Here is a 25,342-nt window from a genome sequence, read left to right on the forward strand (position 1 = left end):
CTCGGCGACCTACCGCCTCAAGTCGACCGCGTGGATCAAGTACGGCCAGCCGAAGGACTACCTGAACCTGACCCTGATTCCAAGCACGAACACGACGGTCTTCCACAACGAGACGTACGTGGTCAAGCTGCCCGTGGACTATGAGATGGTGTCGAACACGATCCTGCCGAGCCCGTCGGCCATCGCGACCGTGGGCTACACGGACATCACGATCTATCCTGGGCTCACGGGCCAGGCCATCCGGATGGTCCTCGAGCGGTCCCTCGTGGGGATCGCCCGGGCCAAGGTGACGGGTCCGAGCGGGAAGTTCTACGTGGTGAACTCGACGTACCAGCACTACCAGGCGTACGTCGCGAACAACATGAACATCACGTTCAGCGCGGCGGAGACCTCAAACCCGCCCTCGAACGACTCGACCCGCGACAACTTCACGTGGCGCTTCCTGGGCAACGTGAGCGTCCCGAATCCCCCGAACAACGTGCGTTACGGGATCACGCCCACGTTCGCGTTCCCCCAGGCGGGACCGTACATCGCCAACCTGACCGCGATCGGGTCGGGCGGCAACGTGACCTACCGGAACATCGACATCTGGGTCGACGGCGTGGCTCCCACCGCGAATTTCAAGACGAACGTCACGGGGACCGGTTCTGCGGTCGGCGCGAACCTCCACGTGAACGAAGGCACCGTGATCCGGTTCGACGGTGGCCTCTCCACGGACCTTGCGTACCCCGGCAAGACGGGCGTCATCCTGAACTCGGGCTATGCGTGGGACTTCCACGGAGGCAACATCACGGACGCCACGGGACGGGTCGTCAACTGGACGTTCAGCAAGCCCGGGAAGTTCCTCGTGAACCTCACGCTCACGGACAGCGTCGGGAACAAGGGAGCGAACGTCTCCCTGACAATCACCGTGAACGACACGCAGCCGCCCGTGCCCGGGTTCACGATCCTGGACCCGACCAACGACTACGCACCCGTGTCCACCCTGGTCGAGATGCGGAACTACACGTTCAACGCCTCGAAGACGACGGACGACTACGACAAGGTGTCCGCGATCAACTTCACCTGGACGATCCCTGGGCCCCTGATCGGCGATACCCGGACGACGCGCCAGATGTGGGGAGAGAACATCACGTTCGGCTGGTCGCAATGGAACCTGAGCTATCCCGTCAAGCTCGTCGCGCGGGACACAGGCTTCGGATCCGGCAAGCCGAACAACGGGACCCTCACACAGAACGTCAGCGTGCAGATCGACCACGCTCTGCACCCGTACCTGACCATCGTCCAGAGTTCCGTGAAGATCGACAACGCGAACCCCCAGAGCGGCCAGACGGTCACCATCACCCTGAACGTGACGAACACGGCCGGGTGGGGGACCGCGAGCCACGTCACAGTCCGCGTGTCGGAAAGCAGCGGCACCTCGTCGACCGACCTGTCGCCGACGTGGTCCATGGCCGACAAGAACGGGACGGCGCTGTCCAGCATCGCCCCCGGCGGGACCGCGGTGTTCAAGGTCTCCGTGAGCGTGATCGGCCAGGGCAACAAGACCCTCACGATCACAGTGTCGGATCAGAACATGCCGTACACCCTGAAGGGGAACACGGCGACCGTGTCGATCATCGTGCAACAGCCCGCGTGGGTGAACTACGCGATCATCGGCAGCGTGGTGGCGGTCTTCGCGGTCGTCATCTTCGCGATGTACTACCGCCGCAAGGTGAAGGCGGGCGACTGGCAGCCGCGGTTCCGGCGCGCGAAGGGCGGCAAGGACGAGGGCGGCAAGGAGAGGCCACGGAAGGAACGAGAAGCCAAGGAAGAGAAGAAGCGCCTGTGAGGGCGCCTCTCTTCCCCTTTCCCCTTTTCGACCCACCTACATTTCCTTCGGGGCGACGAGGCCGAGGCTCTGGAGGGCGTTCTGGAGGACCACCCGGAACGCGGCCACGAGATCCAGCCGCGCAGCCCGAAGGGCGGGCGTCTCCGCCGTGAGGACGGGACAATCCCGGTAGAACTGGTTGAACTGGCCCGCGATGTCCGCGGCGAATGTGGCGACCGTGTGGACCCGGCGGCTGATCGCCGCGTCCCGCACCGCCGACGGGAATCGGGCGATGCGTCGCAGCAGGAGCTGCTCCTGGGGATGCACGAGCAGACGCGCGTCGCCCTTCGTCCAGGATCCTGCCTTCTCCAGGATGCTGCACGCCCTGGCGTGCGCGTACTGGAGGAACGGCGCCGAGTTGCCTTCGAAGTTAAGCGCCTCCTCCCATTTGAACACGATTCGCTTTTCCGCCTGCACGCGGACCAGGTTGTATCGCACCGCCCCGACGCCCACGAATTCGGCGATCTCCCGCTTGCGGAGCTCGGGGAGATCCTCCCGGCGCTTGGACACCTCCGCATACGCGCGGGCCACGGCCTCGTCGATCAGGTCGTCCAGGTTCACGACGACGCCCTTCCGGGTAGACATCTTCCCCTCGGGGAGGCTCACGAACGCGTAGAAAATCGTCTCGGGCGCCCAGTCGATCCTCATGAGACGGAACGCGGCCTTGAGCCGCTGGAACGTGAGCTTCTGGTCCTCCCCGAGGACGTTGATTGCGAGGTCGCATCGCCCCATCTTGTCTAGGTGGTACGCGATGTCCCGCGTCGTGTACAGGGAGGTGCCGTCCTTCCGGACGAAGAAGTACTTCGCCGCGTCGCCTTCGAGCCCGAACGAGGAGAGATCGAGGTAGTGCGCGCCGTCCTCCTCGCGGCTCAGGGGCATGAGCCGCTCCATGACCTGCTGGACGCGGCCGTCCAGGATCAGGTCGCTCTCCCAGAAGAACGAGTCGAACCCGACTCCGAGCCGCTTCAGGGACTGCAGGATCCCCGCGAGGACTTCCTCGCCGACCTTCCGGACCTCGCGCACGAGACCCGCATCACCCTGCTCGAAGCGCTGAATCATCGCCGCGACGTCCGCCTTGGCCTGCGGGTCCCGTTCGAAGATCTCCGTGGCCTTCTGGTAGTACTTGATGAACCGATAGTCCGGCTTGTCGAGGTCCGGGGGTCCGACCTCATCCGGCCGCAGGTGCTTCGTCCCCCAGTACTGGACGACCATCTGCCGGCCCATGTCGTTCACCAGGTACTCGCGCGAGACCGGGAAGCCCGCCATCCTAAGGAGGCGCGCCAGGGCGTCCCCGTAGATCGGATTGCGGGCGCGGCCCACGTGGAGCGGCCCGGTGGGGTTCGTGCTCGTGTGCTCGAGGAGGACTCGGGTTGGGACCGGCGGCGACGAACCGTAGGCGGGGCCGGCCGAGGCCGCGGAACCCATCACGAGTGCCGCGAACGCCGGGGGATCGGGGACGAAGTTCACGTATCCGCCGACGGCCTGCAGCGGAGCGAACGGCGCCGGGACCGGGACGCTGGCGGCCCGTCGCGCGACCTCCGCCGGCGGCTGCCGAGTCTCTTTCGAGTACGGGAACACGGCCAGGGAGAACAGGCCCTTGTCCTCCGGCGCCTCGGCGAGCTCGGCGTGAGCCCGCACGCGGAGCGTCGCTTCGATGGTGGCGCGGACCCCCTCGGCCCGCTCTCGGAGTTCGGTCCACGGATCGTGGCCCATCACGTCACCCGGTAGCGGAGGATGGCGGCGATCCCACCGAACGCACGGAGGAAGAGTTCCCCTTCCTCGGAATCTTTCGAGATGAGCTCCACCTTGGTGCCGGACTGCCCGGCGAGGCCGTTGAACTCCTCGATGATGTCCTCCTTCTCGAGGACCGTCAGGCTGCCTCCGTCCTGGGGGCACTTGGGTAGGATCGCTTCGTCGGCCACGGTCTTCTCCCCCGTCCAGTCGCCGTTCACGCATTTGAGCTTGAGTCGGAGTTTTCGGATGCCCTCGGAAATGAGAAGGGTGTCCACCGCGCCCAGCCGGAGGGCGTGGCGAACCTGGTCCTCGCCGTACGCCGCGAGGCCTCCCTCCTCCTTCCGGATCTCGTCCAGGAGCTTCTGGACGAGGGTCTTCTCGCGCATGAGATCGAGGTTGGAGAGGATGCCTCGGGCCTTCTCGACGAGCTCTCGCAGCCCGTACTCGTCCGTGTACCCCGTGTCCAGGAAGGGTTCCAGGATCTTCTTCCGGAGCTCATGGTGGACGTAGTCCTGGGTCGCGAAATACTCCTTCGTGTAGCCCGGTCCGCCAATGATGATCCCCTTGAGGTCCGGATGGTTCAGGAACGCGTCCTCCATGACGCCCGCGACCTTCTCGTACCACTCGTGCGCGGCGATCTCAATGAGTCGCTCGAACCGGCGGGCGCTTTGGCCGCCCATCCGGTGCTTCGAGGGCACGAGGGACTGCATGTTCTTCAGGACCTCGATCCGCTTACCCCGGAGCACGCCGACCGTCGCCTCGGAGCGGTCGATGACCACGAGCCCGTAGACGTCCTTCTCCGCGAGCATCTCGTGGAGCGGCTCCGTGAAGAACTTGGAGTCGCAACGGTAGAGGAACGACTGCACGGGCTCGGGTGGCTCCAGGACGAACGTGACCATCTGGGTCTGGTCCGCCCCGATTTGCTTGTGGCCCGCGAAGACCACGAGGCCGTTCGGGGGCGGCATGCGGTACCCCTTGATCCGGGAGACGCAGGACTCGATGGCCTGCTGCACGTGCTTCCGGGTGCTCGCGCTCTTGATGTTCGAGGATTGGGAGATCTCCCCACGGAGGTAGTTCGTGACGTCGAACACGGGCCGGTTCGGCGGGATGAAGACGCTCACGAGCTCCGTCCCGCGGCCCTGCGCCTGCTCAATTTCCTCGAGGGCGCGACGGAACTTGTACTTCTCCATCTCGGAGAGTTCGGCCATTTCACGGTCCAAACACCCTGGTCCTATAGAATGCTGTCGCCATCCTGCGAAACCCCGAGCAAATCCGCGTCCGGCTCCCGCTCGCACGCGTCTCGGCCGCGTGGCGAAATCTTGAAGGCCGCTCGCTCGCATGACCGCGCTGAGGGGCTTCCTTGGAGGGACGCACGGCACGCGCACCTACGTACGCGCTCGTCCTCGGCCTCCTCTTCTTGTTCGGCGGAGTCGTCCTGATGAGTCTCAGCATCTGCGTAGGCCCTTCGTTCAGCCAGGTGTGCGGCCCCGGATACCTATCCACGGCCGACGTCGTCATCGCCTCCGGGGCGGCATTCCTGATGCTCTGGGTCGTCCTCGTCGCCCTGAACGAGATCCGCGTCCACTGACCCTCGCCCGCGTCGCGGCGAACAGTTTTTATGGCGCCTGGCGGTTCGCCGCTGCATCCGCGATCGCATGGAGAAGGTCGTCGTGTCTTTGGGCGGCTCCGTCCTCGTCCCCGGCGAGGACGACGCGCATTACCTCGCGGAGCTGGCCCGACTCCTCCGCGCGGTGTCCCGCCAGGTGCGACTCTTCGCGGTCACGGGCGGTGGGCGCGTTGCCCGCTACTACATCGAGACGGGGCGCGCGCTCCGCGTCCCGGAACGGCGCCTTGACGAGCTGGGCATCGGCATCACGCGCATGAACGCGCGCCTCCTCGGAGCCGCCCTGAAGGGACGCGCGAACCGCGAGCCCGCGCGCTCCTATGCGGAAGCCGCGCGCCTCGCGCGGCGTTACCCGATCGTCCTCATGGCGGGCACCCGACCGGGCCACACGACGGATCGGGTCAGCGCCTCCCTGGCCCGCGCGGTCCGGGCGAGCCGCATCGTGAACGCCACCTCCGTAGCCGGCGTGTACACCGCGGATCCTCGCACGCACGCCGACGCCCGACTCCTCGAGCACGTCGGGTTCGAGGAACTCGTACGCCTAGCCGGCGAAGGCCATCGGGCCGCAGGGCCCAGCATGGTGTTCGACCCGGTCGCGGCGCGCGTCCTCGCGCGAGACCGAATCCCGCTGAGCGTGGTCCGGGGACGCGATCTCGACGCCCTGGAGGCCGCAATTCTAGGTCGACCGTTCCGCGGCACCCTGGTCTCGGACTGAGGAAGGCGGGCGCATGCGGCAGGTCCGCCTCTACCGCATCCTGACCGCGTTCTGCCTCTGGGCCGCGGGGGCCGCGGCGGTCCTCATGGCCGTCGCCCTCGCCCTCTCGCGAGTCTTCGAGGCGAGCGCGGCCGCCCTGTGCGCCGCGGTGTTCTTCGTCCCGGGACTCCTGTTCCTGCGGCAGTGGCGACGCCTCCACGTGCGGGAGCTGGCCCTGGCCCACGCGGCGAAGCTGGCGGACGACGCCGGCGTCACGGATGGGAGGTCCCTCGCGAAGGAGCTGGACGTCCCCGAAGCGGATGCGACGAAGATCCTCCGGACCGCGGTCCGCGAGGGACACCTCCACGGCGAGGTCGATGCGAGCGGCCGGTTCGTCTCCGCGACAGCGCCCCGCTGCCCCGCCTGCGGGTCGGCGGTCCCCCGCACCGCGCTCGGAAAGGCGTGCCCCTCCTGCGGCGCCGCGGTGCCTGGAGGGACTTGACCATGCCCTTCCGCGCGTTCATTTCCGCGGACCTGCCGCCGCTCCCGAGCATCGCCTCCTTCCTCGAGGAGCTCCGAGGCGCCAGCCGAGACCTGAAGCTCGTCTCCGCGGACCACCTCCACCTGACCCTGAAGTTCCTGGGAGACACCGAGGATGGCCTGGTGCCGGAGATCGTCTCGGCCATGCGCGAGGCCTCGGAGGGCATCCCGCCGCTCACGGTCACCGTCCGCGGCACGGGAGCGTTCCCGAATCTGAGCCGGCCCCGGGTGGTCTGGATCGGCCTGGAGGGAGCGGAGTCTCTCGCACGGATCGCGCGCGCGCTGGAGGAGAACCTGCGAGCCCTGGGCTTCGTCCCGGAATCGCGGGCCTGGTCGCCCCACGTGACGCTCGCCCGGGTCCGCATCCCCCGGGGACTGGACCGCGTGCGGGACCTCCTTGAACGCCGCCAGGACGAGACGTTTGCCCAGGTGCGCATCGAGGACATCCGCCTCAAGAAGAGCGTCCTGCAGCCGCAGGGACCCGAGTATACCACGGTCGAGTCAGTCCGTCTCTCTGACTGAGACGGTTCGGCCTCATTCTTTCTTGTCCGCGTAGAGGCGCAGCTTGTCCCACTCGATCGTGTGCTTGAGGCGGTACTTCTGCAGGACGTGGCTGACCTGTTCCGTCACGCGCGCGACCTCGAGGGTTTTTCCGCGCCCGTAGATGTAGAACTCCACGTCGTCGGAGATGGGGAAGATGAGGCGCATCACGCTCTCCCGGTTGTAACCCTCGGGCTTGCGGTTCAGGCGGAGGTCGCGGAGGTTCTCCTCCACGAGGACCTCGACGCTCTCCACGTCCTCGGGGAGCTGCTGGGTCTCCTCCAGGAACTTGAGGAACATGGGCTTGAAGGCGGGGACCAGGTTCTTCCACTTCACCTTCTTGTCGAACTTGATGTGGCCGCTCCGCGCCCTCATGGAACGTTTGGATGAGCCACGTTCTATTTAACGCTGCGGCCGCGAGCCCTCCCGAAGGGACGCCCGGGGCGTCATCCTTAAGGGCGGGTCCCTCATCGTCGCCGCGATGAGGACGGCCCTGACGATCGCGGGCAGTGACTCGGGCGGCGGAGCGGGCATCCAGGCCGACCTGAAGTCCTTCGCCGCCGTGGGCGTCCACGGGACGTCCGTCCTCACGTGCGTCACGGCCCAGAACACCCGGGCCGTGACCTCGATCTTCCCCCTGCCCGCCCCGGAGATCCGCGCCCAGCTCCGCGCGGTCCTCGACGACTTCGAGGTGCGCGGCGCGAAGACGGGCATGCTCTACTCCGCGGAGATTGTGGGGGCCGTCGCGGACGAGCTGCGCCACACGGATTTCCCGCTCGTCGTGGACCCCGTCATGGTGGCCACCGTGGGCGCGCGCCTCGAGCAGGACGATTTCAAGGACGCCCTCGTCACGCGGCTGCTCCCTCAGGCGCAACTGCTCACGCCGAACCGCCGCGAGGCGGAACGGATCGCGGGCTTCCCGATTCGTGACCTGGAGGACATGGAGAAGGCGGCGAGGGCGCTTCGGAGCCTGGGGCCCCACGCGGTCCTCGTGAAGGGAGGCCACGTGGCGGGCGAACTCGTGGATGTCCTCTTCGACGGCACACGGATGCGCCGCCTCCGGAGCTTCCGGTATCCCAAGGAGCTGCACGGGGCGGGCTGTACCCTGGCGGCCTCCGTGGCCGCGTACCTGGCCCAAGGCGAGAGCCTCGTGCAGGCCGTGGAATCCGCTCGGCGGCGTGTGGCGTCAGGCTTCCTGGAGTCGTACCGCGCGGGCCACGGTGTCGAGATCATCAACTCCCAGGTCCGACCCCATCGCTACGAGGTGTGGTTGGCCGTCACCAGGAGTGCGGCGGCGTTGTCAACCGCCGTCCCTGCCCGCCTGCGGCCGCGCGGGGGCCTCGAGATGACCTACGCCCTCCCGGGTGCGATGTCCGCGGGAGACTTCTGCGTATGGAGGGAGCGGGACGGGCCCGCCGGCTTCGGCGCGCCTCTCGAGACCGCGTCGGCCCTCCTGGCAGTCCTCCATGTCAACCCGACCCTCCGGGCCTCGGCAAGGTTCAAGTACCCGCCCAAAAATGCCAAACCCCTCCCATCCGACCGCGTCGTGGTCGCGACGTTGGCCCGCGGGCGAAGCCGCGGGGGCGACCGGGACGAGGGCTGGATGGAGCGAGCAATCGTGGAGGCGGGGACGGCGCCGGACGTCCTCGTGGACGCGAGGAACGGAGGCAGTGGGACGACGATGCGAGTCCTCGGCGAGAATCCCGAGCGTGTCGTGACCAAGGTCCGGAGACTGCTCCGCGGGGGCGGCCGATGAAGATCGCCCTGTTCACCGACAGCTACCTGCCCACGGTGGACGGAGTCGTGACCTCCGTGCTGACGACGCGGCGGCAGCTCGAGGCGGACGGCCACGAGGTCGTCGTGTTCGCGCCCGAGGATCCGAGGCGGCGCGTGCGGCGGGATCGGAACACGATCTTCGTGCGCGCCCATGAGCTCCGGCACTACCCGGGGTACCGCGTCGCCATGTTCCCGGGCCGCGAGGTCGACCTCGTCAAGGAACTCGGCGTGGATGTGATCCACATCCACGGGATCGGCACGGTCGGCATCAAGGGACTGTGGGCCTCCTGGCAGGCGAGGATCCCGAGCGTCCAGACGTTCCACACGATGATCCAGGACACCTTGCCGTTCTACTCGCCCTTCGGCATCAATCTCCACGTCCTCGAGCGCGGGCGCCGCCTGTACCTGCGCGTCTTCCTGCGGAAGTCCACGGGCGTCGTCGTGCCGAGCCGGGCCATCCTCGACGAAATCCTGGAGCTCTCGCCCGAAGCGCCTATCACGGATGTGATCCCGACGGGCGTGGATCCGGACCGTTTCTCCCCGGCGGTCTCTGGCCAGAGCGTGCGGACGAAGTGGGACCTGAACGACAGCGAGGTGATCCTCCACGTGGGTCGCGTGGCACCGGAGAAGAATCTCGCCACCCTGATCCGGGCCTTCCCGCGGATCCGGGAAGCGAAGCCGGACGCGAAGCTCCTCGTCGTGGGCTCGGGACCCTACCTCGAGCGGTACTACGACCTCGTCCGGCACATGGACCTCGCGGGCGACGTGATCTTCACGGGATTCGTGCCGGATGCGGACCTGCCCAGGTACTACGCGGCCGCGGACTGCTTCGCGATCGCCTCCAAGTTCGAGACCCAGGGTCTCGTGATCCTCGAGGCCCTCGCGGCCGGCCGCCCCGTCGCGGGGGCCAACTTCCGGGCAATCCCCGAGTTCGTCCACGAGGGCCAGAACGGCCACCTGTTCGACCCGAACGATGCGGCGGGCTGCGCGAACGCGGTCCTTCAGTGCCTCGACCACCGCGACGCGATGCGCTCCACGGCCCGGGAGAGCGCCCTCCCCTACTCCGTGGCGAACTGCACGCGGCGGCTCGAGCACGTGTACGAGCGTCTGCTCACGGCGTGAGCCGAGGCAGAGCTTAATACCCCCGCCCCATCTGGCGCCCCCGTGATCGGGATCCTCGGGGGAGGCCTCTCGGGACTCGTCCTCGCCTCCCGGGTCCGGGACGCGGAGGTCCTGGAAGCCGAGGAACGTCCGGGCGGGCTCTGCCGCAGCCTGACCGCGGACGGGTTCACGTTCGACCCGCACGGGTCCCACATCCTGTTCTCCCGGAACCCGGAGGCCATGGCGTTCTACGAGGACCTGCTCCGAGGGAACGTGTGCCGGCGGCGGAGGAACACGAAGGTCTTCTACCGGGGCCGGTACGTGAAGTACCCCTTCGAGAACGGACTCGCCGAGCTGCCCGTGGAAGACAACCTCGCGTGCCTCCTAGGCTACGTCCAGGCGTACGTGGGCCGGGCGATGGACGCGACGCCGAAGCCCACGAATTTCCGGGAGTGGATGTACTACCGCTTTGGGAAAGGGATCACGGAGGCCTACCTGCTCCCTTACAACGAGAAGATCTGGAAGACGCCCGCCGCGGAGATGGGGATCGAGTGGGTCGAGGGACGCGTGCCCGATCCTCCGCTGGAGGACATCCTCAAGTCGAGCCTGGGCATCCCGACCGAGGGGTACACGCACCAGCTCAACTTCCTGTATCCCCGCGAGGGCGGCGTGGAGAGCCTGGTCCGCGGCCTCCTTCCGAAGGTCCCCCGGGTGCGCACCGGCTTCCGGGTGACGTCGATCCGCCGAACGGGGAAGGGGTGGGCCGTGAGCGACGGCCACGAGGTCCGCGAGTACGACCGCCTCGTCGCCACGATCCCCATTCCCGAGCTCGTCGCCGCGCTCGATGCCGCCCCGGCGGAGGTCCGGGCCGCGGGGCGCGCCCTCGTCCATCGCTCCCTGGTCACGGTCATGGTCGGCCTGAGCCGGCCCGAGCTGAACGACTTCAGCTGGGTCTACTTCCCCACGCCCGAGGATGGGAAGTTCAACCGGATCTCCTTCCCGAGCAACTTCTCGGACCGGGTCGCTCCGGCCGGGACGAGCTCTGCGATGGCCGAGATCACGTGCGACGCCGGCGACACCGTGTGGTCCTCCCCGGACGAGGCGCTGATTGAGCACGTGGTCGAGAGGGCGGATCATCTCGGGGTGTTCCGACGATCGGAAGTCACGCTGTCCCGCGTCGCGCGCACCCGCTACGCCTACGTCGTGTTCGACCTCGCCCATCGTCGGAACCTGGACGTCGTCGAGGCGTACGCGAGGAAGGCCGGCCTCCATCTCCTGGGACGCTTCGGCCAGTTTGAGTACATCAACACGGACCAGGTGATCCTGCGCGCGCTCAAGCTCGCGGGCGAGCTGGAGGCCGCCGCGTGAAGGTCTCCGTGATCGTCCCGACCTACCAGGAGGCGCGGGGGATCGAGTCGTTCCTCGCCCAGTTCGACCGCCAGACCCTGGCCCGTTCCGAGTTCGAGGTCATCGTCGTGGACGGGGACAGCGCGGACGGGACCCGGGAGATTGCCGCACGCCATGCGGACCGCGTACTCGTGCAAACCTCGCCGGGAATCGGCGGCGCACGGAACGATGGGGTGCGGATTGCACGCGCCGACGTGATCGCGACCACGGACGCGGACTGCCGTTTGCCCCGCGACTGGCTCGAGCACATCGTGGAGGACTTCCAGGAGCCCGCGGTCGTCGCGGTCTGCGGACCCGACGGTCCGTTTGACGGCGGACGGAAGGCACGGTTCATCTACTTCTTCGTCCGAGGCATCATCCGCCTTGCTGCCCTCGCCGGCCTCTACGGCACGGGGGGCACGAACTCCGCTTTCCGAAAGGACGCGTTCCTGGCGATCGGAGGCTATCGGAACCTGCCCCACTCGGACGACGTGGATGTGGGCATCCGGATCCGGGCCCGCGGGCGCATCGTCTACGATCCCCGGCTCTATGTGGAGCTGAGCGTGCGCCGCCTGGAGAAGAACGGCTACCTGCGGACCCTCTTCCTGTGGCTTCAGGGCGACCTCAAGCTCTTGGCGGGAAAGCCCCTGGAGCCCAAGGAGTACGCGCGCCAGGAGTACTAGGCCGGACCCGGCGGCGCGGCCATCCGCCTCCGCACGAGGAGGGACGCGCCCAGGGACACTCCGACGAGGACCACGACGGCCGCGACGGTGAGCAAGGTCGCGGTGTTCGGATCGTACACGACGCCGAGATAGCCTACGAGGAGCAGGAGCAGGACGTACTTGGCCGCGGCGCCGACGACGATGAACGCGAGGGACTTCGGGTAGTTCCAGCCCACGACCGCGATGAACGCACCGACGAACGGGACCACGGGGGCAATCCGGTTCAGGAGGATGATCCGCTCGTCCCGCACGAGCATGAGCTGGGTCCATCCTTTCATGAGCCGCTCCAGGAACTTCGGGAGGTGGCCGCGGTCCACCACGAGCTTCCGGACCCAGAGGAACATCACCGTGTTGCCGACAACCTCGCCGCCGATGGCCATCGCGAGCAAGAGCACGCCCCACCCCAGGGGGTCCGTCCCGGGCTTCCGATAGAGGAAGCTGAGGACCACGGCGAGCTCGGGCAGGGCGGGGACCACGGCGGCGTCGATGACGAAGACCAGGAACAGGGCGAGGAGGGTGCCCGCGGGCCCCAGGAATCCGAAGAGGCCGTACAACCAGTCCGCCACGGAGGCCATGGCGTGGGCCCTCAGTAGACCGTGGACAGGCGCGTGAGCGTGATCTGGAACACCAGGGTGCGGCCCACGACCTGCTTGTTGAAGTCCAGGGTGTACGTTCCCGCAGAGAGATCCACCGCGGACAGGTAGAACGTCCCGCTCAAGGGGGACGTGCCGCCGATCACGTCGACCAAGGATGGATCCACCTTGTTCTGCATCGTGATCAGGCCCGTGCCGTTGTTGGCGGCGTCGTCCACGCTCAGGACGACCGCGGTCCACTTCCCGTAGGGGCGGAGGACCTCGGAGGGATACGGGCTGTTCGTCACGACGACCAGGCCGTTGAGGATGGATACCTGGACGCTCCACCCGTAGATCGGGTCGGAGACGTTTGTCGCCGAGACGGCGACTTGGTTGTAGTAGCTGCTGAAGGCGGACTGGTTCATCGTCACGCGGACCGGGAACGTCTGCACGAGCGGATAGGTGTGAATCTTGCTTGCGTCTGCGGGGCCGTACCCCATGTTCTCGGGGACCACCACGGTTGCGGTCTGCCCCTGCGCGAGCCCTCGGACGCCCTCATCGAACCCCTTGACCACGCTCCCGTCTCCAATCGTGAACTGCAGGGGCGTGTACGAGGCGTGCCAGCTGAAGCTGAACGCCTTCGGGTACGAGGCGTTGTCCGCCGCGACGGACTGGATGCTCGTGTCGAACACGAGGTTATCGTTCTGGAAGGTTCCGATGTAATCGATGTAGACCGTGTCGCCCAGGCCTGCGAGCTTCGGCGGGCTCGGCGGCGTGGGCGTGAACACCACGTAGTACGCGCCGAGGACCACCGCGACGGCGACGACCAGGGCGAGCAGGATGATCCAGTCGCTCAGCCCCGAGTCGTCGCGGGCCAGAGGGCGGGCCATAACGGGCGGGCTAACCTAGGGGTCCGAATAAAGGTTATGGTGCATTGGTCGGAAAGCCCTCGCGCCTCCGGGAGATGTGCGGGTCACGCGTACATCGCGCCGCTGGCCGTCTCGTGCCGGACGCGGCTCTCGCCGAGGACCTTGTCCACCGCGAGCTCGAAGTCCGTCATGGTCACGGCCTCGCGGTCCTCGCGGATGGCGAACATGCCGGCCTCCGTGCACATGGCCTTGAGGTCGGCGCCCGTCGCACCGTCCGTGCGCTGGGCCAGGACGTCGAAGTCCACCTCCGCGGCGATGCTCATCTTCCGCGTGTGGATCTTGAAGATGGACAGCCGACCTTCGTAGCTAGGGATGGGGATCTCGATGATCCGGTCGAAGCGCCCCGGGCGCAGGAGGGCGTCGTCGAGGATGTCCGGCCGGTTCGTCGCGCCGATGATCTTCACGTCGCCGAGTGGGTTGAACCCGTCGAGCTCCGCGAGGAGCTGCATGAGCGTGCGCTGGACCTCGCGGTCGCCCGAGGTCGCGACCTCGAGGCGCTTCGCGCCCACGCTGTCCAGCTCGTCGATGAACACAATCGAGGGCGACTTCTTCCGTGCGAGCTCGAAGAGTTCCCGGACAAGCCGCGCGCCTTCGCCGATGTACTTCTGGACCAACTCGGAACCGACGAACCGGATGAACGTGGCCTTCGTGCGGTTCGCGACCGCCTTCGCGAGGAGCGTCTTTCCCGTGCCGGGCGGGCCTACGAGAAGCACGCCCTTGGGCGGCTCGATGCCCACCTTGCGGTACAGGTCCGGTTTCAGCAACGGATCCTCGACGGCCTCCTTGAGCTCGAGGATCTGCGGGTCGAGGCCGCCGATCTCCCCGTACGTGGCCTCGGGCTTCTCGATGATCTCGGCGCCCGTCACGATGGGGTCGTAGGACGGCGGGAGGACGCCCATCACGGCGAGGGTCTGCTTGTTCAGCGCGACCCGCGCCCCCACGAGGAGGTTCTCCTTGGCGATGTAGTCCGCGGCGTTCACGATGAAATCCGGACCGGTCGACGACTTCACGACGACCCGCCCGTCCGCCAGGACGTCGCGGATGTTCCCGATGATCAGGGGCGGGCTCTTGAGCCGATCGAGCTCCTGCTTGAGCCGCTTGATCTCCTTCTGAAGCCGGATCAGCTCCGTCTCCACGTAGCGCTTCTCGCCTTCCACGCGGCGCGCCGTCTCCAGAAGTTTGTCGTTCCGATCCTCGAGCGACGCGATTCGCTCCGATAGTTTCTCCGAGAATTCCCGGATCTGTTCTTCGTCCATGCAATCTCGTCCGGTGGGCTGGCGGAGGCGAAGGCTATATACCCGGCACCCTTTATTTAGCGGTTGCGGACCTGAAATCGTGATCTGCGAATTGTGCGGCGCGGACGTTCCGCATACGAAAAACGTGGCGATCGAGAGCACGGTCCTGGCCGTCTGCAGCAGCTGTGCGAAGTTCGGGGACGAGGTCTCCACTCCCGTTGTCCGACGGGGAACGATGCCGCCGGTCATCGCCCAGCGACTCGAGGCGCGGCAGCGGCGTCTGACGCCCCGAGACGTGTACGCGGACGCAGGTCAGGAGGAACTCGCGGAGGACTTCCCCCAACGGATACGTCGCGCGCGCGAGGACAAAGGCTGGAAGCAGGCGGACCTCGGCGCGAAGATCAACGAGAGGGTCAGCGTGATCTCCCAGCTCGAGTCCGGCACGATCTCGCCGGGCGACGCCCTCGTGCGCAAGGTCGAGCACGCCCTCGGCATCAAGCTCAAGGAGAAGGTTGTGCCCATGGCCATGAAGAAGCAGGCGCCGTCGGGCGCGTTGACCCTCGGCGACCTGATCAAGATAAAGGACGAGAGCGAGTGATCAAGGGAACCCCAGGTGGGCCTTGACGGCGCCCAGGTAGGGTGCCACGTCGAGCCCAGCCTGGCGGGCTGCGATCAGGGCCGCGACCTCCACGTCGACGTCCATGCGCTCCTGGACCGCGTTGATCGCCGCGATCACGCCGCGGCGGTCCGTGTTCGCATGGGCCACCAGGGCATCCACGATCCGGAGGAAGACGTCCTCGGACGCAGGCGTTGCAACCTCGAGGGTCTTCGCGGTGGGCACGAAGTCCCGCGGGACGTCGACGGCGTCGATCGGGAACGCGGGACGGATGTTGCCGCCGTGGGATTCCAAGAGTTTCGTCTCAAGGCCGAGCTGAAGGAGGCGTTGGGCATCCCGGGGCGGGAACCACCGCAGATCCATGGAGGCGGAGAGGACGAACTCGCGTTCCGTGAGCTCGTCCCGCCCCTTCCGTCTGAAGAGCAGGGCAATCGCGTAGCGCAGCTCGTCCATGAAGTCGCCCGGAACCCGAGGGCGTGCGAAGCGAGGGCAGCTAATTAAAGGTGCGGACCGAGCGAACGTTTATCCCCTCGGCGGACCATGGATTGGCCGCTCCCGCGTATGGTCGCGCCGATCCGTGACGCGCGATGCAAGCCGGGAGAGAACGCCGCATGGGTCCCTCCTCGATAGCCCCGGGACGGGGCGCACCGTGACAGGGGGACAACGCGGCGTCCCACAATCCCTCGGCATGGGTCAGGGCGTCGAGTGAGCACCGCTTGGCCATGAAACGCGCTGTTAATGCCGAGGGACATCCCGGGGGGTGTCCCGAGGCGTCTCACGCTACGAGGGGACGGGCAAGGCCGCAGCGGATCGCCAGATCCGGGTGGACGCTGATCGCTTCCTGGAGCGCGGTCTCGAACGCCCGCCGCGCCGTCGGGCGGCCCAGGCTCTGGGAGCACACGTCCCAGAGGTCCTTGTGGAGGGTTCCCATGAGGTCCCGCAGGTGGTCCAGCCCGCCCTGGCTGCCGGCGATCATCTGCTCGAAGACCATGGACCGCAGCTCCTGATGTTCCGCGACCAGGGTCCGCTCCATCTCGCCCTCGATCTTCGGGAGACCCAGGTGGCGGATCTCCTGAAACAGGAACTGGAAGTAGGCGACGTAGAAGTCGACTGCCTCCCGGAGGGGACCCGAGTCGTCCCCGAGGTCCACCTCGAGCAGGACGCGGGTCGAGCGAACCCGGTACTCCGACGTGCGCGAATCGCGAGGGCGGCGCTCCACGAGGCCCAGTTCGGCGAGGCTCTGCAGGAATCGGGACGCCGTGGACACGTGGATGTGCAGCGCCCGGGCGACCTCGCTGGAGAGATGCCAGCCCCCATCCCGGAGTTCGCGCAGGATGGCGAGGCTGTACTCGCCGGAGAGCAACGTCGCGGCGTGGCGAAACGTCTCCGTGTCCATGAGCAGTTCACCGGGGGAAGGAGGACTCTAGCCCTCGTAGACTTCGGGGGTCAAGAAGCGTACCCTCCCATTCTCAGCCCGGATTCTCTTCGGCGCGGTGGGGTGCCGCCAACGGGCATCCGCCGCTCCGGCAAGCCGCGGACGTCCCGGACGATCCGAGTCCTCGTGGGCAAGGTTGAAGTAGAGGCTGTCACTTCCGGGCCGACACGGCCGCCCTGTCCCGTGGTCCAGGGTGACCTCCAACCCGCCCGGCCTCGCCGAGGGAACCCCGTGCGCTACACCCGCTTCGAGAAGGCCCGCATCATCGGAGCGCGAGCCCTGCAGATCAGCATGGGGGCGCCCATCGTGATCGACATCCCATCGGGCATGGTCGACCCCATCGAGATCGCCTGGACGGAGTTCGACGCGAGCGCGATCCCGATCACGGTGAAGCGGGAACTCTAGACTGGACCGGAGCCGCGGCCTTGGAGCCACGGATGGTTTTGGCAAGCACGCTCCGGCAGCCACGCGGAGGGTAGTGGGTGGTCACCCCCTCGGAGCGGCCCACCGGGGAAGCCGGATCCGTGGTAGCGGATAAGGAATGCTTATATAGAACCGCAAACCCATTATTGGGTGAAAAGGCAATCGGAACGGAGGGAACCAATATGACGCGCGAGAGTAAGAACACGGACATGGTCAAGGCGAAGGAGGACTCCGCGGCTCGGGCGCTCGACGTGCGCCGGCCCTGGGACCTCTTCGAAGACATGGACCGATGGCTGGCCGATCTCCGAAGCGAGTTCGACCGCAAGTTCTGGGGCCCGCTCGCTCCCTTCGCGAGGGACAGCGTCGCCTTACTGGCGCCGCCCGTGGACCTCGTCGATGAGGGCCGCGAGTACGTCCTCAAGGCCGACCTCCCCGGCGTGGCCAAGGAGGATCTCGACCTCCGCGTGACGCCCGACGCTGTCGAGCTGTCCGCGGGGAGCCGCCAGGAGCGGGAGGAGAACGAGAAGGACCACGCATACCGCGAGCGCACGTACCGGTCCTTCCGCCGCAGCCTCGCCCTGCCCGAGGAGATCCTCGCGGACCAGGCCAAGGCGACCCTCAAGGACGGTGTCCTCGAACTCCGGCTTCCCAAGAAGGAGCCCACGTCGCGACCGGAGCCCGTCAAGGTCCGGGTCGAGTGACCCGACCCCCTTCCTCCTTTTCCCGTAGGTGAGGACCATACCGCCTTCAACACGGAGCGACATCGGTGCTCGCGGCCCTGGTCGCGACCCGCGCGCGCTCCCATGAGGTATTCCCATGATGCACGGACGAGAGAAGTTCCTGCGAGTGACCGAAGCGAAGCCCTCCGATGCCGGCCGAGGCATCGTCCGCGTCGACCCCGAGGTGATGCGGATCCTGGAGTTGCGTGAGGACGACGTGGTTCTGATCGAGGGCGGCAAGTCGACCGCCGCAATCGTGCAGCGTGGCTATCCGGAGGACGCGAACCGCGGCGTCATCCGCATGGACGGCATGCAGCGGCACAACGCGGACGTCGGCATCGACGACAAGGTGGGCCTGCGCAAGGCCCTCGCCCGACCCGCGGAGCGGTTGAGCCTCGCCCCTACGGAGGCCGTGCGGATCATGGGGGGCGAGCAGTTCATGGCCCAGGTGCTCCAAGGAAGACCCGTCACCCGCGGCGACCTGGTGACCGTGAGCATCATGGGCCGCAAGTTCGACTTCGTGGTCACCTCGTTCCAGCCCGGTGCCGACGCGGTCATCGTCGGCCCGCAGACGGAGATCAAGCTCGCGGAGACGCCCGCCAAGGAGGAGGAAGCGAAACTCCCGCGGGTCACCTACGATGACATCGGCGGTCTGGGCGACGCGGTCCGGAAGGTCCGCGAGATGATCGAGCTCCCCCTCCGCCATCCCGAGCTCTTCGAGCGACTCGGCGTCGAGGCGCCCAAGGGCGTCCTCCTGCACGGGCCGCCCGGGACGGGCAAGACGCTGCTCGCGAAGGCCGTGGCCTCAGAGACGAACGCAAACTTCCATTCCATCTCCGGACCCGAGATCATGTCCAAGTTCTACGGGCAGAGTGAGGAGAACCTCCGGGAGATCTTCAAGCAGGCCGAGGAGAACGCGCCGAGCATCGTCTTCATCGACGAGCTGGACTCCATCGCCCCGAACCGCGAGGAGGTCACGGGCGAGGTCGAACGCCGCGTGGTCGCGCAGCTCCTGGCGGTCATGGACGGCCTCCAGGGTCGCGGCAAGGTCGTCGTCATCGGAGCGACGAACCGACCCAATGCGCTCGATCCCGCGCTGCGCCGCCCGGGTCGCTTCGACCGGGAAATCGAGATCGGCGTCCCGGACCGGGACGGCCGCCTCGAGATCCTCCAGATCCACACGCGAGGGATGCCCCTGGCAAAGGACGTCGAATTGAAGGAGCTCGCGAACATCACCCATGGCTATGTGGGCGCGGACGTCGCGGCCCTCACCAAAGAAGCCGCCATCCGTTCCCTGCGCCGCATCCTCCCCGACATCGATCTCCAGACGGAGGTGATTCCGCCCGAGGTCCTCGCCAAGCTCACGGTGACCCGGGACGACTTCCTCCAGGCGTATCGGGAACTCGAGCCCTCGACGATGCGGGAGGTCCTCATCGAAAAGCCCAACGTCCACTGGGACGACGTCGGCGGCCTCGACGAGGCGAAGCAGGAGCTCAAGGAGTCAATTGAGTGGCCCATCAAGATGAACAAGCTCTTCGTGCACTTCGACGCCCGCCCACCCCGCGGCGTGCTCCTGTACGGGCCGCCGGGCACGGGCAAGACGCTCCTCGCGAAAGCCGTGGCCACGGAGTCCGAGGCGAACTTCATCTCGGTGCGCGGCCCCGAGTTCCTGAGCAAGTGGGTCGGCGAGTCGGAGCGGATGGTCCGGGAGACCTTCCGCAAGGCGAAGACCGCCGCCCCGTGCGTGATCTTCTTCGACGAGATCGACGCGATCACCCCCGTCCGTGGCATGTCCTCCGACGCCCAGGTCACGGAGCGCGTGATCTCCCAGATCCTCACGGAGATGGACGGTCTCGAAGAGCTGCACAACGTGACGGTGATCGCCGCGACGAACCGCGCGGACCTCGTGGACCCTGCCCTGCTGCGGCCCGGCCGCTTCGACCGACACCTGTACATTCCGCCCCCGGATCTCGCGACGCGCAAGGCCATCCTCGCGATTCACACGAAGAAGAAACCTTTGGCTTCGGACGTGAACCTGGACGACCTCGCGAAGCGCACGGAGAAGTACACGGGCGCCGAGCTCGCGGCCCTCTGCAACGAGGCGTCCATGCTCGCGATGCGCGAGTACGCGACGACCGTCAAGACGCTCGACGAGGCCTCGCTCAAGAAGGTCAAGATCACGAAGAAGGACTTCGAGGCAGCCCTGAAGAAGGTGGCGCCCCAGACCAAGGACGCGGGCGGCTACCAAGCGCTCTCCTCGAAGTTCACCAAGGACCTCGAGGTCAGTTGAGGAGGACAAGGGTTAAGGTGGGGTGGCGGCAATCGCCGCCCGCATGGCCGCGTCCGCCCCGGGCAAGCTCATCCTCTTCGGGGAGCACGCGGTCGTCTTCGGCGAGCCCGCCCTCTGCACGGCGATCAGCCTCCGGACGGAGGTTTTCGCGCGCCCGAACCCCGAGTGGCTCGTGGACGGGGCCTCCCTCGACGAGCCCAAGTACCGCTACGTGAAGGCAGCGTTCAAGCGCGCTTGGGAGGACGGACCCCTGTGGCTCGAGATCCGGTCCATGATCCCCACGGGCACGGGCCTCGGCTCCTCCGCGGCGGTCACGGTGGCGAGCCTGGGCGCGGCGTACGCGCTGAAGGATCGCTTCGATCCCCCGAAGATCGCGCGCGAGGCCTTCGAGGTCGAGCACGAGGTGCAGGGACGGGCAAGCCCGATCGACACCAGCACGGCGACGGCGGGCGGCGGCGTGCTCGTCAAGCCGGAGGAAGGCGAGGACCTTCTCTGGACCCTGCGCCGGGACACCCGTCGCTGGTCGCTCCACCGCTGCGCCCTCCCGGAGCTCACGTTCGTCGTCGGGAACACGGGCATCAGCGCGGCGACGGGCCCTCTGGTCGCCGGGGTGAAAGCGCGGGTCGACGCCTCCCCTGCCGCGGCGGATCAGGTGAAGGAAATCGGCCGGATCACGCTGGACGGACTCGCCGCGTTGCAACGGCGGGACTGGGAGGCCGCAGGCCGGCTCATGGACCGCGACCAGGAGTTGCTGAACGCGCTCGGCGTCGGGCATCCCGCGCTGGAGAAATTGGTGAAGGCCGCGCGGCCTTCCAGCTACGGTGCCAAGCTCACGGGCGCCGGCGGCGGCGGGAGCATGTTCGCCTTGACCGATGAACCCAAGAAGACCGCGGACGCGATCCGAGCGGCCGGAGGCAAGGCCTTCCTCGTACGGTCCGATCCCGTCGGTGTCCGGAGGCTCCCATGAGGCCGACGCCCCAGGCGCACAAAATCCGCGCCGTGCGCGGCGAGGCGGCCCCCGTCGCTCGATCCCTCGCCGTGGTCCATGCGAGCGAACTGCTCACCCTGCGAGGCCCTCGGGGGCCTCGGATTCGGGAGGCGGCGTCCGAGCTAGGGATCATTCCGGACGGTGCCGTGTACATCGAAGGGGAACGGATCGCGGACCTCGGGACCACGCAAGAGGTTCTGACCCGGCATCCGCGGGCCGCGACGACCCTCGACGCCTCGGGCAAGGTCGTCCTCCCGGGGCTCGTGGATGCGCACACCCACGCGATCTTCGCGGGCTCCCGGGCGCACGAGATCGAGTGGAAGGCCCAAGGGCTTTCGTATGCGGAGATCGCGGCGCGAGGAGGCGGCATCCTCCACACGATGCGGGCGACGCGGGATGCGGAGGAAGCCGAGCTGGTCCGGCTCGGCGTGGACCGCCTGCTCACCTTCGTCTCGTTCGGCACGACGACCGTGGAGGTGAAGAGCGGCTACGGCCTGAGGACCGCGGATGAACTCAAGATGCTCCGCGCCGCGGCCGAAGCGGGCCGCGCGGCCGGGGTCGACGTCGTGCCGACCTTCCTTGGCGCCCACGCCGTGCCGCCGGAGTACGAGGGCCGTTCGGACGCGTACGTCGATCTGCTCCTCTCCGAGACGCTCCTGGCCGTCTCCCTCGCGAGGGGCGCGACGTTCTGCGACGCCTTCGTGGACGAAGGCTACTTTTCCGTGGAGCAAGGCCGCCGCCTCTTCGAGAAGGCCTCGGCGCTAGGCCTGCGCCCCAAGGTCCACGCGGACGAGATCGCAGATACGGGCGGCGCCGGGCTCGCGGCGGCGGTCCGCGCGGTCTCCGCGGACCATGTCCTTCGGACCTCCGAGGCAGGGATGGAGGCGATGGCCCAGGCGGGCGTGATTGCCACGCTGCTCCCGGCGACGTCCCTCTCGTCCCGGGTGCCCTACGCGGACGGTCGCCGCTGGATCGCCGCGGGCGTGCCTGTGGCCCTGGGCACGGACTTCAACCCGAACTGCTGGTGCGAGTCCATGCAGCTCGTGATCGCCCTGGCGTGCCACCACAACGGCCTCCTTCCGGCGCAGGCGATCACCGCGGCGACGATCAACGCGGCGCACGCGATCGGACGTGGGGACGAAGTCGGATCCCTCGAGCGTGGGAAGTTGGCCGACCTCCTGATCTTGGATGCGCCCAGCTACCATCACCTAGGATACCGCCTCGGTGGTGACCTGGCCGAGGCCGTCGTCAAGCGGGGCCGGATTCGCAAGGGCCGCGCGCTGACCCGCTGACACGCCCGCGGACCACGACGTGGCGGGATCGGTTCACGACACGGTCGCGTTCTCGAGGCGCGAGCCGGCGCGCACGGTCATGTCGTCCCCGATGATGCTTCGGGAAATGTGGGCGCCTTCCCCGATCACACAGTTCTGGGAGACCACGCTGTCCACGATCTCCGCGCCTGGCCCCACGACGCTGCCCTCAAGGACGATGCTTTTCCGGACCACCGCCCGGCCCTCGAGGCGAGCGGACTCGTAGAGGCACGCGTTGTCCACGACGCTCGCGCGCCGCATCGTGGCGGCCGGCCCAACGTAGCACGGGCCTGTCAACGTCACGCCGTCCTCGAGCACGGCGCTGGCGTCCAGGATCACGGGTCCCTCGCTCGCGACGCCCGGGCGGCGCAGCGGCTTGCCCTCCCGGCGCACAACCTCCATGGACGCGAGCCAGAGGTCATGCGGCCGGCCGATGTCCATCCAGACTCCCTCGAGCCGCTGGCCGTACAGCGCGAGGCCCTTGGACATGAGCTTGGGGAAGAGGTCCTTGGAAAAGTCGAACTTCTGGTCCGCGGGGATGAAGTCCAGGATCTCGGGCTCGCACACGTAGATGCCCGCGTTCGCGAGCTTGGAGAACGCCTCCTCCTTGGGCGGCTTCTCCTTGAACTTCTGGATGCGGCCCTTCGCGTCGAGGCCCACGATCCCGTACTGGGTCGGGTCCTCGACCTCGGTCAGGGCGATCGTGACGACGCCTCCCTTGCGCTTGTGGAAGTCGTACAGGGCGCGGAAGTCCACATCCGCGAGGATGTCGCCCATGGCGACGACGAAGGTGTCATCGATGAAGTTCGCGACGCGCCGCACGGCGCCCGCGGTCCCCGCCGGATTCGCCTCGAAGCTGTACAGGATGGAGGCGTTGTAGTCGAGGCCGTCCCCGATGCTCTTGATCAGCGTGTCGCTCAGGTAGGAGGTCGTCGTGATGATCTCCTGGAATCCGGAGGCCACCAGGGACCGAATCACGTAGTCGATGCAGGGTCGGCCCGCGACGGGCATGAGGGGCTTGGGGCGCTTGTACGTGAGCGGCTTAAGGCGCGTGCCCTCCCCGCCCGCGAGGACGATCGCCTTCATGCTCAGATCTCCACGCGGCCTTTTTGGAGGAGCGCCTTGACGGCCTGATCCGCCGCCTCCTCGAGCTTCTTCTCGTCGTACAGCGCGCGACGGACGGAACGGTTCTGGGTTCGCAAGAGGTCCCGGGCCTCCCTCGCCTCCGCGCGCTTCGCGCCACGGATCGACAGGACCTTGTCCCGCATCTCCACCACCTTCGCGTGGACCTCGTCCGCCTTCCCCCGAGCCTCGAGATACGCCTCGTGCTTCGCATTCCCCTCGACGATGAGCGCGGAGATCTCCTGGACGAGCTCGATCGTCTCCTGATGGACGGCCTGGGCCCGGGCGCTGAGCTCGGAGGCGATCTTGTGCTCCGCGTCCGCCTTCGCGAACAAGTCTGTGATCGTCCCGTCCAGGTCCTTGACCTCCTTGGAGATCTTGTCCTGCTCGTCCTTGAGGACCTGGAGCTCCTTGACCCGCTTCAGGTGCTCCTTGATCTGGTCGATGAGATCGTTTTCTGCGGCCAGGCTCAGCGAGGCGGTCTGCTGCTTGAGCTCCATGGCCTGGGTTTGTCGCTTCAGGTTCCGGAGCTCCTCGGAGGCCGAGGCGCCTCCGTGGGTCCGCAGCTTCCGCTTGAGCTCGATCAGGGATTTGGCCTTGACTTGGTACTCGTCGCGTTTCGAGCGATGCGCGCGCGCCTCCGCCGCCAGGCTGCCGCGGCGGTCCTTGATCTCGCGCAGCTTCGCGGAGAGCTCCCGCTTCTTGTCGTGGACCATGTCCCGTTCCCCGCGGGCGAGCTGCGCTTCCTGGTTCAGGGCGTCCCGCTTCTCGAGGAGGGACTCGAGCTTGATCTCGGCCTGGTCGAGCTCAGAAAGGGTCTTCTTCCGGACCATGGCGCCCCTCGGGAAATCGAGAGAGCGCTATTTGGGGTTGGACCATTAACCTTTCGCCCGTACGGTCGCGGACGCGACGAGTTCGATCTCCTCGGGCCGCAGCTCCTCGACCCGCCGCCCCCGGAAGGGGACCTCCGGGAGGGACGCCTCCAAGGCGGCCGGGGATGCGGCGAGGGACCGCCAGGCGAGCCGGAGGCCGTTCTCCACGGTCTTGCGCCGGTGCTCGAACAAGGCGGCGACGACCGCGTCGAACCGGTCCGGGTCCGCAATCGGGAACGGACTGGGCCGCGGTTCCAGGCGGACCAAGGCCGAGTTCACCCTGGGCTGCGGCAGGAACGCGTTCCGGGGCACGCGCTCCAGGATTTCGCAGGTCGCGCGGACGTACACGCCCACGCTGAGGCGCGAATAGTCCTCAGTGCCCGGCGCGGCCACCATGCGCCGCGCGAATTCCCATTGGTACATGAGGACCGCCCGATCGAACGGCGTTCCCAGGAGGCGGAAAGTTAGGGGCGACGAAATCTGATAGGGAAGGTTGGACACCATGACGTCGAAGGCGGGCCACTCAACTTTCAGCGCGTCGGCGTGCACGATCTCTGCCGCTGGCACGGCCCTGCGGAGATACTCAGCGAACCGTCGGTCGGATTCGATCGCAACGACCCGTTTCGCGCGCTCCACGAGTCCGCGGGTCAGCACGCCCAGGCCGGGACCGATCTCCAGGACCGTGTCCGAGGCATGTACGTCGGCGTGGGCTAGGGCACGCGCCGCGACGCGCGCGTCCACCAGGAAGTGCTGGCCGCGGGACTTGCTCGGCCGCACGCCCAGCTCCTGGAGTACGGTGCGCGGGTCCCCGCGGGCCACGGGAGCGGGAGAGAACCGGGCCGAT

The 25,342-nt window shown here is 67.5% G+C and carries 26 protein-coding genes; 15 read left to right on the forward strand and 11 right to left on the reverse strand.

The features are described 5' to 3' along the window. On the forward strand, nt 1-1,831 hold a 1,831-nt coding region (locus VEY12_06565; GenBank protein ID HYM39788.1), incomplete at its 5' end, for a PKD domain-containing protein. A 36-nt stretch (nt 1,832-1,867) separates the two neighbouring features. Here the strand turns inward: VEY12_06565 and argS are convergent. Beyond that, entirely contained in the window at nt 1,868-3,583 is a 1,716-nt protein-coding gene (gene argS, locus VEY12_06570) for an arginine--tRNA ligase (protein ID HYM39789.1), read from the reverse strand. Further along, nucleotides 3,583-4,812, reverse strand: a complete 1,230-nt coding sequence (gene prf1 / locus VEY12_06575; protein ID HYM39790.1) for a peptide chain release factor aRF-1 — start codon at nt 4,810-4,812, stop codon at nt 3,583-3,585. The genes argS and prf1 overlap by 1 nt, the downstream gene beginning before the upstream one ends. 152 nt (nt 4,813-4,964) lie before the next feature. Here prf1 and VEY12_06580 point away from each other — a divergent pair, with 152 nt between their 5' ends. The 4 genes from VEY12_06580 (at nt 4,965) to thpR (ending at nt 6,984) form a co-directional block, all read left to right on the forward strand. Beyond that, nucleotides 4,965-5,192 (forward strand): hypothetical protein, encoded by a 228-nt coding sequence (locus VEY12_06580; GenBank protein ID HYM39791.1) that lies wholly within the window; start codon nt 4,965-4,967, stop codon nt 5,190-5,192. A 67-nt stretch (nt 5,193-5,259) separates the two neighbouring features. After that, nucleotides 5,260-5,943 (forward strand): UMP kinase, encoded by a 684-nt coding sequence (gene pyrH / locus VEY12_06585; protein HYM39792.1) that lies wholly within the window; start codon nt 5,260-5,262, stop codon nt 5,941-5,943. A 13-nt stretch (nt 5,944-5,956) separates the two neighbouring features. Next, nucleotides 5,957-6,424: a hypothetical protein gene (locus VEY12_06590; GenBank protein ID HYM39793.1), complete on the forward strand. Its 468-nt coding sequence runs from the start codon at nt 5,957-5,959 to the stop codon at nt 6,422-6,424. 2 nt (nt 6,425-6,426) lie between these two features. After that, on the forward strand, nt 6,427-6,984 hold the full coding sequence (gene thpR, locus VEY12_06595; protein ID HYM39794.1) for an RNA 2',3'-cyclic phosphodiesterase: 558 nt from the start codon (nt 6,427-6,429) through the stop codon (nt 6,982-6,984). Nucleotides 6,985-6,996: 12 nt separating this feature from the next. Here the strand turns inward: thpR and VEY12_06600 are convergent, their stop codons facing one another. Beyond that, the gene (locus VEY12_06600) at nt 6,997-7,377 is read right to left on the reverse strand and encodes a hypothetical protein (GenBank protein HYM39795.1); all 381 of its coding nucleotides are present in this window, start codon (nt 7,375-7,377) and stop codon (nt 6,997-6,999) included. 106 nt (nt 7,378-7,483) lie between these two features. On the opposite strand from VEY12_06600, the gene thiD reads away from it, so the two are divergent. The 4 genes from thiD to VEY12_06620 are packed head-to-tail and all read left to right on the forward strand — an operon-like array spanning nt 7,484 to nt 11,948. Further along, nucleotides 7,484-8,758, forward strand: coding sequence for a bifunctional hydroxymethylpyrimidine kinase/phosphomethylpyrimidine kinase (gene thiD / locus VEY12_06605; protein ID HYM39796.1), 1,275 nt, complete (start codon nt 7,484-7,486; stop codon nt 8,756-8,758). Continuing rightward, nucleotides 8,755-9,900, forward strand: coding sequence for a glycosyltransferase (locus tag VEY12_06610; GenBank protein ID HYM39797.1), 1,146 nt, complete (start codon nt 8,755-8,757; stop codon nt 9,898-9,900). Before thiD ends, VEY12_06610 begins: the two co-directional genes overlap by 4 nt. A 42-nt stretch (nt 9,901-9,942) precedes the next feature. Beyond that, the gene (locus VEY12_06615; protein HYM39798.1) at nt 9,943-11,247 is read left to right on the forward strand and encodes an FAD-dependent oxidoreductase; all 1,305 of its coding nucleotides are present in this window, start codon (nt 9,943-9,945) and stop codon (nt 11,245-11,247) included. Further along, the gene (locus VEY12_06620) at nt 11,244-11,948 is read left to right on the forward strand and encodes a glycosyltransferase (protein HYM39799.1); all 705 of its coding nucleotides are present in this window, start codon (nt 11,244-11,246) and stop codon (nt 11,946-11,948) included. The genes VEY12_06615 and VEY12_06620 overlap by 4 nt, the downstream gene beginning before the upstream one ends. Here VEY12_06620 and VEY12_06625 read toward each other — a convergent pair. The 3 genes from VEY12_06625 to VEY12_06635 all read right to left on the reverse strand — a co-directional run bounded on the left by VEY12_06625 (nt 11,945) and on the right by VEY12_06635 (nt 14,744). Beyond that, the gene (locus VEY12_06625; GenBank protein HYM39800.1) at nt 11,945-12,562 is read right to left on the reverse strand and encodes a hypothetical protein; all 618 of its coding nucleotides are present in this window, start codon (nt 12,560-12,562) and stop codon (nt 11,945-11,947) included. The two genes, VEY12_06620 and VEY12_06625, sit on opposite strands and share 4 nt — an antisense overlap. 11 nt (nt 12,563-12,573) lie before the next feature. Next, complete coding sequence (locus VEY12_06630; GenBank protein ID HYM39801.1) at nt 12,574-13,449, reverse strand: FKBP-type peptidyl-prolyl cis-trans isomerase; 876 nt, start codon at nt 13,447-13,449, stop codon at nt 12,574-12,576. Between the two features lie 83 nt (nt 13,450-13,532). Continuing rightward, a complete protein-coding gene (locus VEY12_06635; GenBank protein ID HYM39802.1) occupies nt 13,533-14,744 on the reverse strand; it encodes a proteasome-activating nucleotidase in 1,212 nt (403 codons plus the stop codon). Between the two features lie 79 nt (nt 14,745-14,823). On the opposite strand from VEY12_06635, the gene VEY12_06640 reads away from it, so the two are divergent. After that, the gene (locus VEY12_06640) at nt 14,824-15,321 is read left to right on the forward strand and encodes a multiprotein bridging factor aMBF1 (GenBank protein HYM39803.1); all 498 of its coding nucleotides are present in this window, start codon (nt 14,824-14,826) and stop codon (nt 15,319-15,321) included. Here the strand turns inward: VEY12_06640 and VEY12_06645 are convergent, their stop codons facing one another. Further along, nucleotides 15,322-15,792, reverse strand: coding sequence for a DUF2240 family protein (locus VEY12_06645; GenBank protein ID HYM39804.1), 471 nt, complete (start codon nt 15,790-15,792; stop codon nt 15,322-15,324). Nucleotides 15,793-16,114: 322 nt separating this feature from the next. Continuing rightward, nucleotides 16,115-16,735, reverse strand: coding sequence for a winged helix-turn-helix domain-containing protein (locus tag VEY12_06650; GenBank protein ID HYM39805.1), 621 nt, complete (start codon nt 16,733-16,735; stop codon nt 16,115-16,117). Between the two features lie 270 nt (nt 16,736-17,005). On the opposite strand from VEY12_06650, the gene VEY12_06655 reads away from it, so the two are divergent. The 5 genes from VEY12_06655 to hutI all read left to right on the forward strand — a co-directional run bounded on the left by VEY12_06655 (nt 17,006) and on the right by hutI (nt 22,486). Continuing rightward, complete coding sequence (locus VEY12_06655; protein HYM39806.1) at nt 17,006-17,179, forward strand: DNA-directed RNA polymerase subunit K; 174 nt, start codon at nt 17,006-17,008, stop codon at nt 17,177-17,179. A gap of 200 nt (nt 17,180-17,379) precedes the next feature. After that, a complete protein-coding gene (locus tag VEY12_06660; GenBank protein HYM39807.1) occupies nt 17,380-17,898 on the forward strand; it encodes an Hsp20/alpha crystallin family protein in 519 nt (172 codons plus the stop codon). 115 nt (nt 17,899-18,013) lie between these two features. Continuing rightward, complete coding sequence (locus VEY12_06665) at nt 18,014-20,206, forward strand: CDC48 family AAA ATPase (GenBank protein HYM39808.1); 2,193 nt, start codon at nt 18,014-18,016, stop codon at nt 20,204-20,206. Between the two features lie 43 nt (nt 20,207-20,249). Beyond that, on the forward strand, nt 20,250-21,173 hold the full coding sequence (gene mvk / locus VEY12_06670; protein HYM39809.1) for a mevalonate kinase: 924 nt from the start codon (nt 20,250-20,252) through the stop codon (nt 21,171-21,173). Beyond that, a complete protein-coding gene (gene hutI, locus VEY12_06675) occupies nt 21,170-22,486 on the forward strand; it encodes an imidazolonepropionase (GenBank protein ID HYM39810.1) in 1,317 nt (438 codons plus the stop codon). Before mvk ends, hutI begins: the two co-directional genes overlap by 4 nt. Before the next feature lie 33 nt (nt 22,487-22,519). On the opposite strand, the gene VEY12_06680 is transcribed toward hutI, so the two are convergent. The 3 genes from VEY12_06680 to rsmA form a co-directional block, all read right to left on the reverse strand. Beyond that, nucleotides 22,520-23,590 (reverse strand): NDP-sugar synthase, encoded by a 1,071-nt coding sequence (locus tag VEY12_06680; protein HYM39811.1) that lies wholly within the window; start codon nt 23,588-23,590, stop codon nt 22,520-22,522. 2 nt (nt 23,591-23,592) lie between these two features. Next, nucleotides 23,593-24,459, reverse strand: a complete 867-nt coding sequence (locus tag VEY12_06685; GenBank protein ID HYM39812.1) for a hypothetical protein — start codon at nt 24,457-24,459, stop codon at nt 23,593-23,595. Nucleotides 24,460-24,504: 45 nt separating this feature from the next. Next, nucleotides 24,505-25,342, reverse strand: an 838-nt coding sequence (gene rsmA, locus VEY12_06690) for a 16S rRNA (adenine(1518)-N(6)/adenine(1519)-N(6))-dimethyltransferase RsmA (GenBank protein HYM39813.1), incomplete at its 5' end; no start/stop codon positions are given.

This window comes from Thermoplasmata archaeon, from assembly GCA_035632695.1.
GTDB lineage: Archaea > Thermoplasmatota > Thermoplasmata > RBG-16-68-12 > RBG-16-68-12 > RBG-16-68-12.